The sequence below is a fragment of the Pseudomonas sp. R1-43-08 genome, assembly GCF_003852255.1.
Classification (GTDB): domain Bacteria; phylum Pseudomonadota; class Gammaproteobacteria; order Pseudomonadales; family Pseudomonadaceae; genus Aquipseudomonas.
The window spans coordinates 4,317,944-4,334,443 of sequence record NZ_CP027734.1; the positions used below are offsets into that span (position 1 = coordinate 4,317,944).

General features: G+C 60.3%; 15 protein-coding genes. 6 read left to right on the plus strand and 9 right to left on the minus strand.

Translation table 11 applies throughout. From position 1 onward, the window contains the following. Positions 1–61: 61 nt before the first annotated feature. The 9 genes from C4J87_RS19795 to C4J87_RS19835 all read right to left on the minus strand — a co-directional run bounded on the left by C4J87_RS19795 (position 62) and on the right by C4J87_RS19835 (position 10,327). Positions 62–1,408 carry a carbohydrate porin gene (locus tag C4J87_RS19795; protein WP_124368117.1) on the minus strand — a complete coding sequence of 449 codons (1,347 nt, stop codon included), beginning with the start codon at positions 1,406–1,408 and terminating at the stop codon, positions 62–64. A gap of 85 nt (positions 1,409–1,493) precedes the next feature. After that, a complete protein-coding gene (locus tag C4J87_RS19800) occupies positions 1,494–2,654 on the minus strand; it encodes an ABC transporter ATP-binding protein (protein WP_124368118.1) in 1,161 nt (386 codons plus the stop codon). A 2-nt stretch (positions 2,655–2,656) separates the two neighbouring features. Next, a complete protein-coding gene (locus tag C4J87_RS19805) occupies positions 2,657–3,502 on the minus strand; it encodes a carbohydrate ABC transporter permease (protein ID WP_034115702.1) in 846 nt (281 codons plus the stop codon). Beyond that, positions 3,495–4,403 carry a carbohydrate ABC transporter permease gene (locus C4J87_RS19810; protein WP_124364123.1) on the minus strand — a complete coding sequence of 303 codons (909 nt, stop codon included), beginning with the start codon at positions 4,401–4,403 and terminating at the stop codon, positions 3,495–3,497. The genes C4J87_RS19805 and C4J87_RS19810 overlap by 8 nt, the downstream gene beginning before the upstream one ends. A 174-nt stretch (positions 4,404–4,577) precedes the next feature. Then, complete coding sequence (locus tag C4J87_RS19815; RefSeq protein WP_124368119.1) at positions 4,578–5,864, minus strand: ABC transporter substrate-binding protein; 1,287 nt, start codon at positions 5,862–5,864, stop codon at positions 4,578–4,580. Between the two features lie 104 nt (positions 5,865–5,968). Then, positions 5,969–7,228, minus strand: coding sequence for an AGE family epimerase/isomerase (locus C4J87_RS19820; protein WP_124368120.1), 1,260 nt, complete (start codon positions 7,226–7,228; stop codon positions 5,969–5,971). A 202-nt stretch (positions 7,229–7,430) separates the two neighbouring features. Further along, on the minus strand, positions 7,431–8,255 hold the full coding sequence (locus C4J87_RS19825) for an ATPase (protein ID WP_124368121.1): 825 nt from the start codon (positions 8,253–8,255) through the stop codon (positions 7,431–7,433). A 127-nt stretch (positions 8,256–8,382) separates the two neighbouring features. Further along, positions 8,383–9,381, minus strand: coding sequence for an NAD(P)-dependent oxidoreductase (locus C4J87_RS19830; protein WP_124368122.1), 999 nt, complete (start codon positions 9,379–9,381; stop codon positions 8,383–8,385). Positions 9,382–9,433: 52 nt separating this feature from the next. Next, a complete protein-coding gene (locus tag C4J87_RS19835; RefSeq protein WP_124368123.1) occupies positions 9,434–10,327 on the minus strand; it encodes a LysR family transcriptional regulator ArgP in 894 nt (297 codons plus the stop codon). A gap of 98 nt (positions 10,328–10,425) precedes the next feature. Here C4J87_RS19835 and C4J87_RS19840 point away from each other — a divergent pair, with 98 nt between their 5' ends. The 6 genes from C4J87_RS19840 to C4J87_RS19865 all read left to right on the plus strand — a co-directional run bounded on the left by C4J87_RS19840 (position 10,426) and on the right by C4J87_RS19865 (position 16,265). Next, on the plus strand, positions 10,426–10,842 hold the full coding sequence (locus tag C4J87_RS19840) for an ACT domain-containing protein (RefSeq protein WP_124368124.1): 417 nt from the start codon (positions 10,426–10,428) through the stop codon (positions 10,840–10,842). After that, positions 10,824–11,426 carry a LysE/ArgO family amino acid transporter gene (locus C4J87_RS19845; protein WP_124368125.1) on the plus strand — a complete coding sequence of 201 codons (603 nt, stop codon included), beginning with the start codon at positions 10,824–10,826 and terminating at the stop codon, positions 11,424–11,426. The genes C4J87_RS19840 and C4J87_RS19845 overlap by 19 nt, the downstream gene beginning before the upstream one ends. Positions 11,427–11,603: 177 nt before the next feature. After that, positions 11,604–12,200 (plus strand): superoxide dismutase, encoded by a 597-nt coding sequence (locus C4J87_RS19850; RefSeq protein WP_065949384.1) that lies wholly within the window; start codon positions 11,604–11,606, stop codon positions 12,198–12,200. Between the two features lie 155 nt (positions 12,201–12,355). Continuing rightward, complete coding sequence (locus tag C4J87_RS19855; RefSeq protein WP_104504514.1) at positions 12,356–12,535, plus strand: hypothetical protein; 180 nt, start codon at positions 12,356–12,358, stop codon at positions 12,533–12,535. Positions 12,536–12,745: 210 nt separating this feature from the next. Then, on the plus strand, positions 12,746–14,797 hold the full coding sequence (locus C4J87_RS19860; RefSeq protein WP_124368126.1) for a bifunctional diguanylate cyclase/phosphodiesterase: 2,052 nt from the start codon (positions 12,746–12,748) through the stop codon (positions 14,795–14,797). A 127-nt stretch (positions 14,798–14,924) separates the two neighbouring features. Next, positions 14,925–16,265: an imelysin family protein gene (locus C4J87_RS19865; RefSeq protein WP_124368127.1), complete on the plus strand. Its 1,341-nt coding sequence runs from the start codon at positions 14,925–14,927 to the stop codon at positions 16,263–16,265. Positions 16,266–16,500: the final 235 nt, after the last annotated feature.

Here is a 16,500-nt window from a genome sequence, read left to right on the forward strand (position 1 = left end):
AGCGGATAGCCATGGCTACCCGCAAAATGCGCACAGAGAGAAGGAGCTTATCGCAACAGCGTTAGAACGTAGACTGGATTTTCAGGCCCGCTACCAACGCGTTGTCGACTTTGTCCACGCCACCAGGCTGGACAACGTATTGCAGGTTCGGACGCACGGTCAGCCAGTTGGTGACGTGGAAACCGTAGTTGAGTTCGACGTTGTACTCAGTCTCACGAATGGGCGTGTAGAACGGATTGTCATAGTCGCTCACACCATTGGCGGCGTTGAGCAGTTCAGAGTTCTTCTTCACGTCATCGTTGACATGCAGGCGAGCGACGCCAATGCCGACGTCATCTTTTGGACGCGCGTCGAAGGGGCCTTTGTACACCAGCATCAACGACTGGTAGTTGTCGACCAGGTTGGTTTCCTTGTCGTGGAAGGTCGCGTTGGCGGCGATGTTCAGGCCACGAGTAGCGTCGCCGTTATGCGTGGTGAGTTGCTGTTGCGCAACGAACCAGTAGCCTTTCTTGCTGCTGTGGGTACGGTAGGCGGCGCCAGTAGTGGCGGCATCGTTGCCGTTGACGTCTTCGCGTACGTCAGACGCATCGGCAGCGCTTTTGTAGTAACCCACACGGTATTCGCCCGGCAGGTTGTTGACCTTCGGCGACCAGACCAACTCCACCGGAATCACGGTGCCTTTGGTACCGCTGCCGCTGAGTTTGAAGCCGTTGCCGTGCTCCAGTTGCGACGGGTTCTGGTTGTAGGCACCAATCTGCGCATACAGCTCAGGCGTGATGTTGTACTTCACGCGGATAGCGGCCTGGGCGACCGGCCAGTTGTACCAGGTGTTTACGTAGTTACCGACCTGAGAGCCGCAGAACGACAGGTTCTGGAAGTCGCACGGGAAGGTGTTGAAGTCTTCGCCTTCACCGAAGTAGCCGAGCTTCACGTCCAGCTTGTTGTCGAACATCTGGTGCTGAACCCAGAACTGGGTCAGACGCACCATGTGGCCACGGCCATACACTTCCTGAGACGAACTCAAGGTGCCGGCGCGCGGATCGCCAATACGGTCATTGGAAATGTTCTGGCCATTACGGTTGGTGAACTGGATCTTGGCCTGGGTGTTATCCCAGCCCCACAGTTTTTGCAGGTCCAGTGCCACGCCCAGACCGAACTGGTCGGAGTAACGACCGGTCTTGTCGTCGTTGTAGCCACCGTGGGCGTTGTAGCCCATCTCCCCTACGTAGTCGGCCTTGATGTCGATACCTTGCTCGATCAGCTTGGTACGCTCGCCGCCCCAATCGCCGGTCATCCACTTGGAATCGGCGCTGAACGCATCGGCCGCCATCGCATTGGCGGACAATACAAGGGCTGCTGCCGCTGACAGTTGGCAGAACAGCCGAGTGTTGTTGTGTTGCTTTTTCATCCCTACATCCTCGTCTTTATTGTTATTAAACTGTTTTTATCTAACGCGGGTTACATTTTTTAATCAAAACAACTACTTATCTCGCCTAACGACCTTTGAACTGGGTCACATTGTCGGCATGCCCCTGTGCCGGCAATGCAGCAACGGTACCCAATCGCTCACCGGTCGCGGCATCAAACAGCAATACCTTGGCCGGGTCGAACTGCAGGGTCAGGGTCTCGCCGACCTGCGGCGCCACGTCCGGCGCCAGACGGCAGCAGACCTTGGTGTCATTGAGCTGCACGAACACCAGGGTGTCCGGGCCGGTAGGCTCGGTTACCTGGACTTCGGCACGAATGCTCGAAGCACCATTGCCCTCGCCCGCCGCCAGCACGATCTGCTCCGGGCGCAGGCCCAGGATCACATCGCGGTCTTCCAACCCAGCGTCATTCATACTCAGCGGCAGCTCGCAACGGGCCTGGCCGCTGTCGAGCAGCGCCACCAGGCGACCGTCCTTGCGTTGCAGACGCAAAGGCACGAAGTTCATGGGAGGTGAACCGATAAAGCTTGCCACAAACAAGTTGGCCGGGTCGTTGTAAATTTCTTTCGGCGTACCAAATTGTTGGATGATGCCGTCCTTCATCACCGCCACTTTGTCGCCCAGGGTCATTGCTTCGATCTGGTCGTGGGTCACGTAGACGGTGGTGGTCTTCAGGCGCTGGTGCATCAGCTTCATTTCGGTGCGCATCTCGACGCGCAGCTTGGCGTCAAGGTTCGACAACGGTTCGTCGAACAGGTAGATCTTCGGTCGACGCGCCAAGGCCCGGCCCATCGCCACGCGCTGTTGCTGGCCGCCAGACAGCTGACCCGGCTTGCGGTTGAGCAGGTGTTCGATCTGCAGCAGCTTGGCCACGCGTGCGACCTCGGCGTCAATGTCGGCCTGGGGCATCTTGCGGATTTTCAGGCCGAATTCGATGTTTTCGCGCACGCTCATGGTCGGGTACAGCGCGTAGGACTGGAACACCATGGCGATGTCACGGTCCTTGGGGCTCATGCCGCTCACGTCCTGATCACCGATCATGATCGCGCCGCCGGAGATGGTCTCAAGGCCGGCGATGCAGTTCATCAACGTGGACTTACCGCACCCCGACGGACCGACCAGGATCAGGAACTCACCTTCCTTGATCGACAGTTCGATGTTCTTCAAGGTGTCGGGCAGGCCGGCGCCATAGGTCTTGTTTACATTGCGAAGTTCAAGCGTAGCCATGATTACCCCTTGACCGCGCCGGCCGTCAGGCCGCGCACGAAATACTTGCCTGCGATCACATAGACCAGCAGGGTCGGCAGCCCGGCGATCATCGCCGCCGCCATATCCACGTTATATTCCTTGGCCCCGGTGCTGGTGTTGACCAGGTTGTTCAGCGCTACCGTGATGGGCTGCGAGTCGCCGCTGGAGAACACTACACCGAACAGGAAGTCGTTCCAGATCTGGGTGAACTGCCAGATCAGGCAGACCATGATGATCGGCGTCGACATCGGCAGAATGATCTGACGGAAGATGGTGAAGAAACCGGCACCGTCCAGGCGGGCCGCCTTGATCAGCGCATCCGGGATGCTCACGTAGTAGTTACGGAAGAACAGCGTGGTGAACGCCAGGCCGTAGACCACATGCACGAACACCAGGCCGGTGGTGGTGCTGGCCAGGCCCATCTTGCCGAGGGTGAACGACGCCGGCAGCAGCACGGTCTGGAACGGCAGGAAGCAGCCGAACAGCAACAGGCCGAAGAACAGCTGCGAACCGCGAAAGCGCCAGAACGACAGCACGTAGCCGTTCAACGCACCGATCGCTGTGGAGATCAGCACAGCGGGCACGGTGATCTTGATCGAGTTCCAGAAGTAACCGTCCACGGTGGCCCAGGCCTTGACCCAGCCAATGCCGCTGACCACGGTTGGCCAGCTCAGCAGGTTGCCGGTGCTGATGTCTTCAGGCGTCTTGAAACTGGTGAGCAGCATCACCACCAGCGGCACCAGGTACAGCAGCACCGCAAGGATCAGCACCGCGTAGATCGCGATGCGACTCAGGCTGATGGCAGGTTTAGCGGCGAGACTAGTCATTACGCTTGGTCCTCAGCTCGGAATACAGGTACGGCACGATGATCGCGAGGATCGCACCGAGCATCAGGATTGCACTGGCCGAGCCCATGCCCATCTGGCCGCGACTGAAGGTGAACGAGTACATGAACATGGCCGGCAGGTCGGAGGAATAGCCCGGGCCGCCAGCGGTCATCGCCGCGACCAGGTCGAAGCTCTTGATCGCAATGTGCGCCAGGATCATCACCGCACTGAAGAACACCGGACGCAGGCTTGGCAGCACCACGCTCCAGTAGATGCGTGGCAGGCTCGCGCCGTCGATCTGCGCGGCGCGGATGATCGACTGATCGACGCCCCGCAGGCCCGCCAGGAACATCGCCATGATAAAGCCCGAGGCTTGCCACACGGCGGCGATCACCAGGCAGTAGACCACGCGGTCAGGATCGATCAGCCAGTCGAGACGGAAGCCTTCCCAGCCCCAATCGCGCAATAATTTGTCCAGGCCCATGCCCGGGTTGAGCAGCCATTTCCAGGCGGTACCGGTGACGATCATCGAGAGCGCCATCGGGTACAGGTAAATGGTGCGAATGAAACCTTCGCGACGGATTTTCTGGTCGAGGAAAATCGCCAGCAGCACGCCGATCACCAGGGTGATACCGATGAACATCCCGCCGAACACGGCGAGGTTTTTGCTCGCTACCCACCAACGATCGTTGTCGAACAACCGCTCGTATTGCGCCAGGCCAGCCCACTTGTAGCTGGGCAGGAAGGTGGAGGTGGTGAACGACAGCACGAACGTCCACAGGATGTAGCCATAAAAGCCCACCAGCACGATGAACATGCTCGGCGCCAGCACCAGTTTAGGGAGCCAGCGCTGCAGTGCATCGAACGGCGAGGCCTTGCTGAACACAGCAACAGAACTCATGGGGAAATCCAATACAAGGAAAAGGACTGACAGGTAAAACCATGGCGCTCCCCTGTAGGAGCAAGCTTGCTCGCGAAAGTCTTCAACGATGACGCGGGCATCAGGGATGAACGCGGTGACCTTGAGTTTTTCGCGAGCAATCTCGCTCCTACAGAAAAGCGCTTTTAGAGCGCGTTACTTGGCTGACTTGATCGCAGCGCCCAATTTCTTGGCGGTGTCGGCCGGGTCGGCTTTCGGATCGTTGATGTAGTTGGTGACCACGTCAAAGAACGCACCTTGTACCGCCAGGGTGGTGGCCATGTTGTGCGCCATGCTTGGCTGCAGGCCACCGGTCTTGGCATCGGTCAGGAAGTCCTTGGCCGCCGTCTGGGCGCAGGAGTCGAAACCGTACGAATCCATTTTGTTCAGCATGTCGTTGCGCACAGGGATCGAACCCTTGTTGATGCTGAACACTTTCTGGAAGTTTTCACCCAGGACGACTTTGGCGATGTCCTGCTGGCCAGCGGCAGTGCCTTTGTCTTTCTGCTTGAACACCGCCAGGGAGTCGATGTTGTAAGTGAAGGCTTTGTCGGTGCCCGGGAACGCTACGCACTCGTAGTCCTTGCCGGCGACTTTCTTGGCGGCGGTCCATTCGGACTTGGCCCAGTCACCCATGATCTGCATGCCGGCCTTGCCGTTGATGACTTTACCGGCTTCGAGGTTCCAGTCCTGGCCTTTGCCGTCAACGTCCATATAGGTCGCGACTTTCTTCAGCTCGGTCAGCGACTTGACCATTTCCGGGCCGGTCAGTGCGCCGTTATCCAGGTCGACCAGGGCTTTCTTGTAGCCATCGGCACCCATCACCGAGAGCACCACCGCCTCGAACACGGTGCTGTCCTGCCAAGGCTGGCCGCCGTGAGCGAGCGCAATGAAGCCCGCCGCTTTCAGCTTGTCGCCGGCGGCATAGAATTCTTCGAGGGTGGTGGGGTTCTTGGTGATGCCGGCTTTCTTGAAGACCTCCGGGTTGATCCACAGCCAGTTCACACGGTGGATGTTGACCGGTACGGCGACGTAGTCACCGTCGTACTTCACGGTGTCGGAGACTTTCTTGTCGAGCAGGGAGTCCCATTTTTCTTCTTTGGCGACGTCTTTGAGCACGTCGGTGTCGAGCAGGCCGGTGGACGCCCATTCCTGGATGTCCGGGCCTTTGATCTGGGCGACGCCAGGTGGGTTGCCGGCGACCGCACGGCTTTTCAGCACGGTCATTGCAGTGGCACCGCCGCCACCTGCAACAGCGCCGTCTTTCCAGGTGAAGCCGTCTTTCTCGACTTGGGCCTTCAAGACATCGACAGCCGCTTTTTCACCGCCCGAGGTCCACCAATGCACCACTTCAACCGTCCCTTTCGAGTCGGCGGCAAATGCACTGAGGGGAAACAACGAGGCAACGGAAATAGCTACGGCGAGGCGATTAATCGCGTTCATCTGAATACCTTTTCTTGTTGTTATGCATGCAAGTCTAGAGCTTGCGCTGCACGGAGTTTAAACAGGGATTTTCCGGGCGCAGGTAACAAAGGGACGTACAAATGTCACCACTTGGTGACATAGCGTCCGCTGCCCAATGCACTGGCCAGGCTGGGTGCCAAGGGTAATGCAGGCAGCAACACGGCTTGCCAGGCATGGTACAGGTCCGGTTTGCCCGCCCAGATTTTGCTGCTGGGCTGGTTGTGCGGGCTGAGTTCGTGGTGCCAGCTGCCATGGAGCCGGTCGATGAAATGGGTTTCGCAAAACTCCCAGAACCGCCGGTACCAGATTTCATAATGCAACTCACCGGTACGCTTGAGCAGCGCCTGGGCCGCAGCGCTGGCTTCGGCATGGGTCCAGTGCAGGCGTTCGCGAACGACCGGGCGGTTGTTCCAATCCAGGGTGTAGACAATGCCCGGCGCACCATCCACGGCCCAGGCATAGTCGCAGGCGCTGGCAAACAGCCCTTGGGCATCGCTCACCAACCAGTCCGGCGTGAACAGCCCGGCTTGCAGGCGCGCGGCTTCCAGATGCAGTACCAGCCGCGCCCATTCGAAGCCATGGCCGGGGGTGATGCCGTAGGGACGGAAACCGTCGGCGGGGTTGTCTTCATTGTAAGCGGGCAAAGGCTTCCACTGGGCGTCGAAGTGCTCGATCACCATAAAGTGGCTACCGGCGGCGTGGGTGTGGATAACGCGCTCGACGATACGCAACGCGCGGTCCAGCCAGCGCGTGTCACCGGTGACATCGGCCAGGGCGAGGAACGCTTCGGTGGCGTGCATGTTGCTGTTGGCGCCGCGATAGGCTTCGACGCCGCTCCAATCGCGGGCGAAGGATTCGAGCATCACGCCCTCCTCCTCGCTCCAGAAAAACTGGTCGATGATATGGACCGCATCGTTCAACAGGGTTTGCGCGCCGGGGGCACCGGCCAGCACCGCAGAGCTGGCGGCCAGGGCGACGAAGGCATGCAGGTAAGCGGCCTTGCCGGTATTGCCATCGATGGCGTCGGGCGCGGCGAACCAGCCACCGTGTTCGCTATCGTGCAACGGGCCACTGAGGGCCGCGACGCCGTGGGCTACCAGCTCGGCGTAACCGGGCAGCCCCATGGCGTGGGCCATGGCGAAGCTGTGGGTCATACGGGCAGTGTTCATGGTTTCGGCATGGGCATCGGCCGGCAACTGGCCTCTATCGTCGAGGTTGCCAAAGCCGTGCGGCAGGCGCGAAGCCTTGGCAAATGACAGCAAACGCTGGCCTTCTGCCGCGAGCCAGGCGTGATGGGCAGGTGCGTTCAGCCAACTGCTGGCAGGCAGTGGTTGCATGGTCATGGGTAGCCCTTGTTATTTTTTATGGGTGACCGGAGTCTAAACAAGGGCATGAAAGCGGCAAGTAACGAAGGCGAAGATAAATGTCACCGGATGGTGACAAACTTGAGCACGACAGAGATTTACTTAACTAATACAGATTCAAATGTGGGAGGGGGCAAGCCCCCTCCCACATTTTGATTTCATTCACAGCTCACAGACCAAGTTATTGACCCAGTGGCGTCGCCACCGCCGGCGCATTGAGACGTTGATTCAGGTTCTGCACCTGGCTTTGCAAGGTCGTGATATTGCGCGTGGTCTGGATGCGGAACACGTCGAACTCTTTATTGGTCGGTGCATCCGTGGTGGCGGGCTGGTTTTCCTGCGCGCTCTTGAGTACCAGCACGTCCTGCTCAAGACGGGCGATGGCCGCCGTCGGATTGCCTTGCTTCTTCAAGGCCGCCACGTCGCTGGCCAGGTCCTTGGTCTCAACCTGTGCCGCCTTGAGGCTGGCGACCGCATCGGTCAGGGCCTGCACCTGGCCCTGCAATTTGGCATTCGCATTCGCAAGCTCAGTGGTGCTGGCGCTCATCTGTGCCAGGCGCTGGTCGAGCGCGGTGGCTTGGCCGGCCACGCCCACTTGTTGCTTGCCCTGCTCGAGCAACTGGGCTTCCAGCTGTTTGATCTGCAATTTCAGGGCTTCGCTGCCGTTGTTCACATTGGCTTCGCTGGCCACGACCTTGCCGGAAATATCCTGCAGGCGCCCCGCCGCTTCTTCGCTGATACGCGCAAAGCTTTCCTGGGTGGCGACCAGTTGCTGGCCCATCAGGGAAATCTGCTGGAAGCTCCACCAGGCAAGACCGGCAAAGGCGATCAGCAATGCGCCGACCAGCGCCCACAACGGGCCGGTGTTGGCCCGTTTAACCTTGACCACAGGCGTCGTCCGCGAGCGCACCGAGGTGGCGGCAGTCGGCACGAAATCATCATCGTCCCCGGGATCAGCCCGCAGGCTGGGAACGTTGTCGAAGTCGTCTTTAGCATCGTTACGCATGAATCTACCCTGAATCAATGAGATGGCCGGCTGGAAAGCCGAGCGGCGCGAGTATAAACCCTGCGCCCGGCGCATGGGTCGACACGCAACCGGCGATACGGTTCCCGATGTGTTGCTGGTTGTGAGCTTAAGCGTGGCCCGGGGCCTGGGCCTTCCACCAGGTACAGAACTCGTCGAGGGCGCTCCACAGGCTGACCTTGGGCTCATAGTCGAGATAATGCCGCGCCCGGCTGATGTCGAGGGTGAAATCTTTGTTCATGACCTGCATGCCCAGGCGCGACAACGACGGCTCCGGCCGCCCCGGCCACATTGCGCAGAACGCCTCATTCAAAGCCGCCATGCTGTAGGACAAACCATAGGAGCGATAGCGGGTGACCTGCGGCAGGTCCATTTGTCGCATCACGTAGTTGACCACGTCCCACACCGGCACCGGCGTGCCATTGCTGATGTTGTAGGCCTTGCCCAATGCCGAACCAGGCGCCAGCAAACTGCTGAGCAGCGCCTCGTTAAGGTTGTGCACGCTGGTGAAATCGACCTTGTTGAGGCCGTCACCGACGATGGCCAGGCGGTTCTTGCGCTGCATCTTCAACAGGCGCGGGAACAGGCTCATGTCACCGGCACCGGTGACGAAACGCGGGCGCAGGGCCAGCACTTCCAGACCGAATTCCTGGGCCCCGAAGACCTTCTGCTCCGCCAGGTATTTGGTCGCCGCATAAGGATGCTTGAAGCGCTTGGGCACTTGCTCTTCGGTCAGCCCCAAGTGGTCGCGCCCATCGAAATAGATGGAGGGCGAGGACAGATGCACCAACCGCCCGACCCGCTGCTTGAGGCACGCTTCGACGACGTTCTCGGTGACCAGCACATTGCCCTGATGGAAATCCTGATACTTGCCCCACAGCCCGACCGCACCGGCGCAATGCACCACGGCCTCGACGTCACGGCACAGCGCGCGCACCAGGTCGGCATCGTTCAGATCACCCTGGATAAACTCGGCCCCGCGCCGCACCAGATGTTCCACACCCTCGGCACGTCGCCCGTTGACCCGCACGTCCAAGCCCTGCTCCAGGGCGAAACGCGCGAAGCGCCCGCCGATGAAGCCGCTTGCGCCGGTGACCAGAATCTTCATGCATTACCCCATGTTCTTTCGTTTTTCATCGCTGTTGCCTTGACGCCCGCCATCACTTCAACGGCACCAACCATTGTCCACAGACCTGTGCCAGATGCTCGGTCAACAGGCCCAACAGTTGCCCGCCGCTGCGCCAATGATGCCAGTACAGCGGCACGTCGATGGGCTTATCTGGCAGCAATTCGACCAACAGGCCGTTCTGCAGCTGGTCGCGTACCTGCAGTTCGGGTACCAGGCCCCAGCCCAGCCCAGCTTCCGTCAGGCGAATAAAGCCTTCGGACGACGGGCATAAATGGTGCTCGAAACCACCGTTCACCCCGAGCGAAGCCAGGTAACGGTGTTGCAGGAAATCATCCGGCCCGAACACCAGGGCCGGGGTACTGGCCAACTGGTCGGCCTGCACGCCAGCGGGGAAGTGCCGCGCGATAAACGCGGGGCTGGCCAATGCGCGATAACGCATGGCGCCAAGCGCCAGGCTGCGGGCGCCGGCCACCGGGCGCTCGCTGGCGCAGATGCAGGCCGCCACTTCACCGGCGCGCATGCGTTTGAGGCCGACAGTCTGGTCCTCTACCACCAGGTCCAGCAGCAAGTGCTGTTCGCCGCAGAAATCACTCACCGCCAGCGCCCACCAGGTGGCGAGGCTGTCGGCGTTCAGCGCGATGCGCAAGCGCTCGGGCATGCCTTCTTCGTCCAACGCGGGCACCTGGCTTTGCAGGTCGCGCTCCAGCAGCCGCACCTGTTGCACATGGTTGAGCAAGCGCCGACCGATATCGGTGGGGGTCGGCGGCGTTGCCCGTACCAGTACCGGTTGGCCGACGCGCGCTTCCAGCAGCTTGATGCGCTGGGACACGGCCGACTGCGACAGCCCCAGCACCTGCGCGCCGCGCTCGAAGCCCGCCTGTTCCACTACGGCCGCCAACGCGGAAAGCAATTTATAGTCGAACATCAGTTTCTCTAATGAGCGATCAGCAATATTGATTTTTCTTATACAGCCTGTACCCAGAGAATAGCCAGCATCGCTTCTCTCTTTATAAGGAACCTTCCATGGTTGGCGAAACTTCCCTGGCAACCCTGTTGCGCAGCATGAGCCCTCAGCTCAATGACGGTGACTACGTATTCTGCACCCTGCCCGATCACCGTATCCCGGCCGGTTGCGAGGTGATCGGCAGCTTTCGCGAGCAGGAAGGCCTGACGCTGATCCTGGAGCGCCGGCACGCCGAGAAGGCTGGCCTGGCATTCGACTATGTGGCGGCATGGATCACCTTGAATGTGCATTCAGCCCTCGAAGCGGTGGGCCTGACCGCCGCGTTCGCCAGCGCGCTGGGTCAGGCCGGTATCAGTTGCAACGTGATCGCCGGTTATTACCACGACCACCTGTTTGTCGGTCGCACGGATGCCGAGCGCGCCATGCATGTGTTGCACCAGTTGGCGGCGGACGCGCAATGTGGCAAAGCTATCTGAATGGGCTGTTGGTGTCCCTCGGCCTGATCATGGCGATCGGCAGCCAAAACGCCTTTGTCTTGGCGCAAAGCCTGCGCCGTGAACATCACCTGCCGGTGGCCGCGTTGTGCGTGGTGTGCGATGCATTGCTGGTGGCAGCCGGTGTATTCGGCCTGGCGACGGTACTGGCGCAAAGCCCGCTGCTGCTGGGCATTGCCCGTTGGGGCGGCGCGGCGTTCCTGCTGTGGTACGGCACCCTGGCGTTGCGTCGAGCGTTTTCGAAACAGAGCCTGGAGCAAGGCGCACACCTCGAGGTGCGCTCATTGCGCGCGGTGTTGCTCAGCGCCCTGGCGGTAACCCTGCTCAACCCCCACGTGTACCTGGACACCGTGCTGTTGATCGGCTCACTGGGCGCGCAGCAAACCGAACCGGGCGCGTATGTAGCAGGCGCCGCCAGCGCTTCGTTGCTGTGGTTCGCAACGCTGGCCCTCGGCGCGGCGTGGTTGGCGCCCTGGCTGGCACGCCCGGCCACCTGGCGCCTGCTGGACCTGCTGGTGGCCGTGATGATGTTCAGCGTGGCCTACCAATTAATCAGTGCGCCATGAACTTATTCCAAAAGGCTCTGGAACCTCTATCCCACACAGTTGTTGCGTGGTTTTGCCGCACCCCCGGTGCTATGATCCCGAACTTGCGCCGCAAAGAGTACAGACTCGCCGGCGCTTGTTTGGCCGCCCGTGATCGGCCTTGCGCTCACCGCAACTGACCTGATTAGGAGAATCATCATGGCTTTCGAATTGCCGCCGCTGCCCTACGCACACGATGCCCTGCAGCCGCACATCTCCAAGGAAACCCTGGAGTATCACCACGACAAGCACCACAACACCTATGTCGTGAACCTGAACAACCTGGTGCCAGGCACCGAGTTCGAAGGCAAGACCCTGGAAGAAATCGTCAAGTCTTCCTCGGGCGGTATCTTCAACAACGCCGCTCAGGTCTGGAACCACACGTTCTACTGGAACTGCCTGGCGCCAAACGCCGGCGGCCAACCTACCGGCGCACTGGCTGAAGCCATCAACGCTGCGTTCGGTTCGTTCGACAAGTTCAAGGAAGAGTTCAGCAAGACGTCCATCGGCACCTTCGGTTCCGGTTGGGGCTGGCTGGTGAAGAAGGCTGACGGTTCCCTGGCCCTGGCCAGCACCATCGGCGCAGGCAACCCGCTGACCAACGGCGACACCCCGCTGCTGACCTGCGATGTCTGGGAACACGCCTACTACATCGACTACCGCAACGTGCGTCCGAAGTATGTAGAAGCGTTCTGGAACCTGGTCAACTGGAAGTTCGTGGCCGAGCAGTTCGAAGGCAAGACCTTCACTGCCTAAGCAACGCTTGCAGTAGAAAGAGCCCGGCGATTGCCGGGCTTTTTCATGGGCGCTGGAAAGTAGCGAGTTGATTGGAATCCTGGAACTCGCCGAAGGGAATTTGCCACGCACAGAGTGAGAGGAATAACCCTCTCGCGCTCTTCTGGAGAAAAAAGATGGAAGAAATCGGAAAAGCAGGCGGGCAGATGGCGATGCAACTCATCAGCGGCCTGATGAAAGGTCTTGCCGGTGGTGCAGGTGGCGGCGGCGATGAAGGTGGCGCGAAAGCACCAGAGCGCCCCGGTGAGGACAACATGCCACCGCCACCGCCGAAGATTGATTTTTCAGTCAGTTAATCAATGCGTTTGAAATGCCAAGCTACCGTTGGCATGCAGCGCGTTAGTCAAACAGTCAGACGGCGGAACGAATCCGCCGTTTTTCTGGTTTTTTCCTTTCTGTCAGGTGTGAAGTCGCCTTGCGCGCCAATGTTCCTTTGACTGCCATCGCCCGATTGCCAATACTCATGGCATATTGAAGGCCACCCGCATGAGACAAGGAATGCCCCTTTGAAGCTGGAACTCAAAAACAGCTTGTCGGTGAAGTTGCTACGGGTTGTCTTGCTCTCGGCATTGATCGTGGGCGTAGCGCTGAGCGTGGCGCAGATCGTGTTCGATGCCTACAAGACGCGCCAGGCCGTGGCCGGTGATGCCCAACGTATTCTCGACATGTTTCGCGACCCCTCGACCCAGGCCGTGTATAGCCTGGACCGCGAAATGGGCATGCAGGTGATCGAAGGGCTGTTTCAGGATGACGCCGTGCGCGTCGCGTCCATCGGTCATCCCAACGAAACCATGCTCGCGGAAAAAAGCCGCGCCTTGCAGCAATCTTCCAGCCGCTGGTTGACCGACCTGATTCTGGGACAGGAACGCACCTTCACCACCGCCCTGGTCGGCAAGGGCCCCTACAGCGAGTACTACGGCGACCTGAGCATTACCCTTGACACCGCCACCTACGGCGAAGGCTTTATTGTCAGCTCAGTAATCATCTTTATTTCCGGCGTGCTGCGCGCCCTGGCCATGGGCCTGGTGCTGTACCTGGTGTACCACTGGCTGCTGACCAAACCGCTGTCGCGGATTATCGAGCACCTGACGTCGATCAACCCGGACCGGCCCAGCGAGCACAAGATCCCGCAGCTCAAGGGGCATGAACGTAATGAGCTGGGCCTGTGGATAAACACCGCCAACCAGTTGCTCGAATCCATCGAACGCAACACCCACCTGCGCCACGCGGCCGAGTCCAGCCTGTTGCGCATGGCCCAGTATGACTTTCTCACCGGCCTGCCGAACCGCCAGAAGTTGCAGGAGCAACTGGACAGGATCCTGACCGACGCCGGCCGTCGTCAGCGCCGGGTGGCGGTGTTGTGCGTGGGGTTGGATGACTTCAAGAGCGTCAACGAACAATTCACCTACCAGAACGGCGACAAACTGCTGCTGGCACTGGCCGATCGTTTGCGCGCCCATAGCGGTCGCCTCGGCGCGCTCGCACGCCTGGGGGGCGACCAGTTCGCCCTGGTGCAAGCCGATATCGACCAGCCCTACGAAGCCGCCGAACTGGCGCAAAGCATTCTGGATGACCTGGAAGCGGAATTCGCCCTCGACCAGGACCAGATTCGTTTGCGCGCCACCATCGGCATCACCTTGTTCCCGGAAGACGGCGACAGCACGGAGAAATTGCTGCAGAAAGCCGAACAGACCATGACCCTGGCCAAAAGCCGCTCGCGCAACCGTTATCAGTTCTATATCGCCAGCGTCGACAGCGAAATGCGTCGGCGCCGCGAGCTGGAAAAAGACCTGCGCGATGCCTTGAGCCGCGACCAGTTCCACTTGGTGTACCAACCGCAGATCAGCTATCGCGACCTGCGCGTGGTCGGTGTAGAGGCGTTGATTCGCTGGCAGCACCCGGAACACGGCCTGGTTCCGCCGGACCTGTTCATCCCGCTGGCGGAACAGAATGGCACCATCATTCCCATCGGCGAATGGGTGCTTGACCAGGCGTGCCGCCAACTGCGCGAGTGGCATGACCAGGGCTTCACCGAGCTGCGCATGGCGGTCAACCTGTCCACCGTGCAGTTGCACCACACCGAATTGCCGCGGGTGGTCAACAACCTGATGCAGATTTATCGCCTGCCGCCGCGCAGCCTGGAGCTGGAAGTCACCGAAACGGGCCTGATGGAAGACATCAGCACCGCCGCCCAACACCTGTTGAGCCTGCGTCGTTCGGGGGCGTTGATCGCCATCGATGACTTCGGCACCGGTTATTCATCCCTCAGTTACCTCAAAAGCCTGCCGCTGGACAAGATCAAGATCGACAAGAGCTTCGTCCAGGACCTGCTGGACGTAGACGACGATGCGACCATCGTGCGGGCGATTATCCAGCTGGGCAAAAGCTTGGGCATGCAGGTGATTGCCGAAGGCGTGGAGACCGCCGAACAGGAGGCCTACATCATTTCCGAGGGCTGCCATGAAGGCCAGGGTTACTACTACAGCAAACCGCTGCCGGCCCGGGAGTTGGCGGCTTACTTGAAGCAATCGGAACGCAATAACGCGGCGATTCTTTGAGCGGGCCGAACGATTCCAAATATTTCACGCGTATAAGCCTTTACACAAAATGCAAATCTTTCGCATTATGTCGCAGCTTTTGCGCCCGCGCGCGCGCCCTATCAACAACCGAAGCAGGATGTTCGCCATGATTCGTATGCCCCTGGCCACCGCCAGTCTGCTGGCTATCGCCATTTCTCTCGCCGGTTGCGGCGAAGGTAAAGACAAGGCCGCCGCGCCTCAGGCGCCTGCCGCTGCCAGCACTACCGCCCCAGCGCCCGCCGCGCCTGCGGGCCAGGTCGACGAGGCTGCCGCCAAGGCCGTGGTCGCGCATTACGCAGACATGGTGTTTGCGGTGTACAGCGACGCCGAGTCCACCGCGAAAACCCTGCAGACCGCCATCGACACCTTCCTGGCCAACCCGAACGACGACACGCTCAAAGCGGCCCGTACCGCCTGGATCGCTGCGCGCGTACCTTACCTGCAGAGTGAAGTGTTCCGCTTCGGCAACACCATCATCGACGACTGGGAAGGCCAGGTGAACGCCTGGCCGCTGGACGAGGGGCTGATCGACTATGTCGACAAATCCTACGAACACGCACTGGGCAACCCAGGCGCCAACGCCAACATCATCGCCAATACCGAGGTCCAGGTCGGCGAAGACAAGGTCGACGTCAAGGAGATTACCCCGGAAAAACTCGCCAGCCTCAATGAGCTGGGCGGTTCCGAAGCCAACGTCGCCACCGGCTATCACGCCATCGAATTCCTGCTCTGGGGCCAGGACCTCAACGGTACCGGTCCGGGCGCGGGTAACCGCCCGGCATCAGATTACATGACCGGTGACGGTGCCACCGGCGGCCACAACGAGCGTCGTCGTACCTACCTGCGCGCCGTGACCCAACTGCTGGTCAGCGACCTGCAGGAAATGGTCGGCAACTGGAAGCCCAACGTCGAAGACAACTACCGCGCCACCCTGGAGTCGGAACCGGCTACCGACGGCCTGCGCAAAATGTTGTTCGGCATGGGCAGCCTGTCCCTCGGCGAGCTGGCCGGCGAACGCATGAAGGTGTCCCTGGAGGCCAACTCGCCGGAAGACGAGCAGGACTGCTTCAGCGACAACACGCATAACTCGCACTTCTATGACGCCAAGGGCATCCGCAACGTCTACCTGGGCGAGTACACCCGCGTCGACGGCAACAAGCTGACCGGCCCGAGCCTGTCGTCCCTGGTCGCCAAAGCCGACCCGGCGGCCGATACAGCCCTCAAGGCTGACCTGGCGGCGACCGAAGCGAAGATCCAGGTGATGGTTGACCACGCCGCCAAGGGCGAGCACTACGACCAGTTGATCGCAGCCGGTAACGATGCGGGTAACCAGATCGTACGTGACGCAATCGCCGCGCTGGTCAAGCAGACCGGTTCAATCGAAGCCGCTGCGGGCAAACTGGGCATCAGCGACCTGAACCCGGACAGCGCTGATCACGAGTTCTGATCAAGGCGCAGTTGAATGAGGCGACCTTTGGGTCGCCTTTTTTGCGCCATCTTCACCACAAAACCTATGTGGGAGGGGGCTTGCTCCCGATAGCGGTGTGTCAGTGACAAATGTATTTGCTGACCCGGCGCCATCGGGAGCAAGCCCCCTCCCACAATTTGCGCTATGTCGCGTCCAAACCCTCGGTTTACAAGACCTGCACCGCAGGTAGAATGGCGCCTCTGCCCAATCTTCA

Excerpts from the sequence above, each read along its gene's own strand:
- C4J87_RS19795 (WP_124368117.1), bottom strand. The coding sequence starts at position 1,408 with ATGAAAAAGCAACACAACAACACTCGGCTGTTCTGCCAACTGTCAGCG.
- C4J87_RS19865 (WP_124368127.1), top strand. The coding sequence starts at position 14,925 with ATGATTCGTATGCCCCTGGCCACCGCCAGTCTGCTGGCTATCGCCATT.
- C4J87_RS19855 (WP_104504514.1), top strand. The coding sequence starts at position 12,356 with ATGGAAGAAATCGGAAAAGCAGGCGGGCAGATGGCGATGCAACTCATC.
- C4J87_RS19815 (WP_124368119.1), bottom strand. The coding sequence starts at position 5,864 with ATGAACGCGATTAATCGCCTCGCCGTAGCTATTTCCGTTGCCTCGTTG.
- C4J87_RS19800 (WP_124368118.1), bottom strand. The coding sequence starts at position 2,654 with ATGGCTACGCTTGAACTTCGCAATGTAAACAAGACCTATGGCGCCGGC.
- C4J87_RS19810 (WP_124364123.1), bottom strand. The coding sequence starts at position 4,403 with ATGAGTTCTGTTGCTGTGTTCAGCAAGGCCTCGCCGTTCGATGCACTG.
- C4J87_RS19820 (WP_124368120.1), bottom strand. The coding sequence starts at position 7,228 with ATGACCATGCAACCACTGCCTGCCAGCAGTTGGCTGAACGCACCTGCC.
- C4J87_RS19850 (WP_065949384.1), top strand. The coding sequence starts at position 11,604 with ATGGCTTTCGAATTGCCGCCGCTGCCCTACGCACACGATGCCCTGCAG.
- C4J87_RS19805 (WP_034115702.1), bottom strand. The coding sequence starts at position 3,502 with ATGACTAGTCTCGCCGCTAAACCTGCCATCAGCCTGAGTCGCATCGCG.
- C4J87_RS19840 (WP_124368124.1), top strand. The coding sequence starts at position 10,426 with ATGGTTGGCGAAACTTCCCTGGCAACCCTGTTGCGCAGCATGAGCCCT.
- C4J87_RS19845 (WP_124368125.1), top strand. The coding sequence starts at position 10,824 with ATGTGGCAAAGCTATCTGAATGGGCTGTTGGTGTCCCTCGGCCTGATC.
- C4J87_RS19825 (WP_124368121.1), bottom strand. The coding sequence starts at position 8,255 with ATGCGTAACGATGCTAAAGACGACTTCGACAACGTTCCCAGCCTGCGG.
- C4J87_RS19835 (WP_124368123.1), bottom strand. The coding sequence starts at position 10,327 with ATGTTCGACTATAAATTGCTTTCCGCGTTGGCGGCCGTAGTGGAACAG.
- C4J87_RS19830 (WP_124368122.1), bottom strand. The coding sequence starts at position 9,381 with ATGAAGATTCTGGTCACCGGCGCAAGCGGCTTCATCGGCGGGCGCTTC.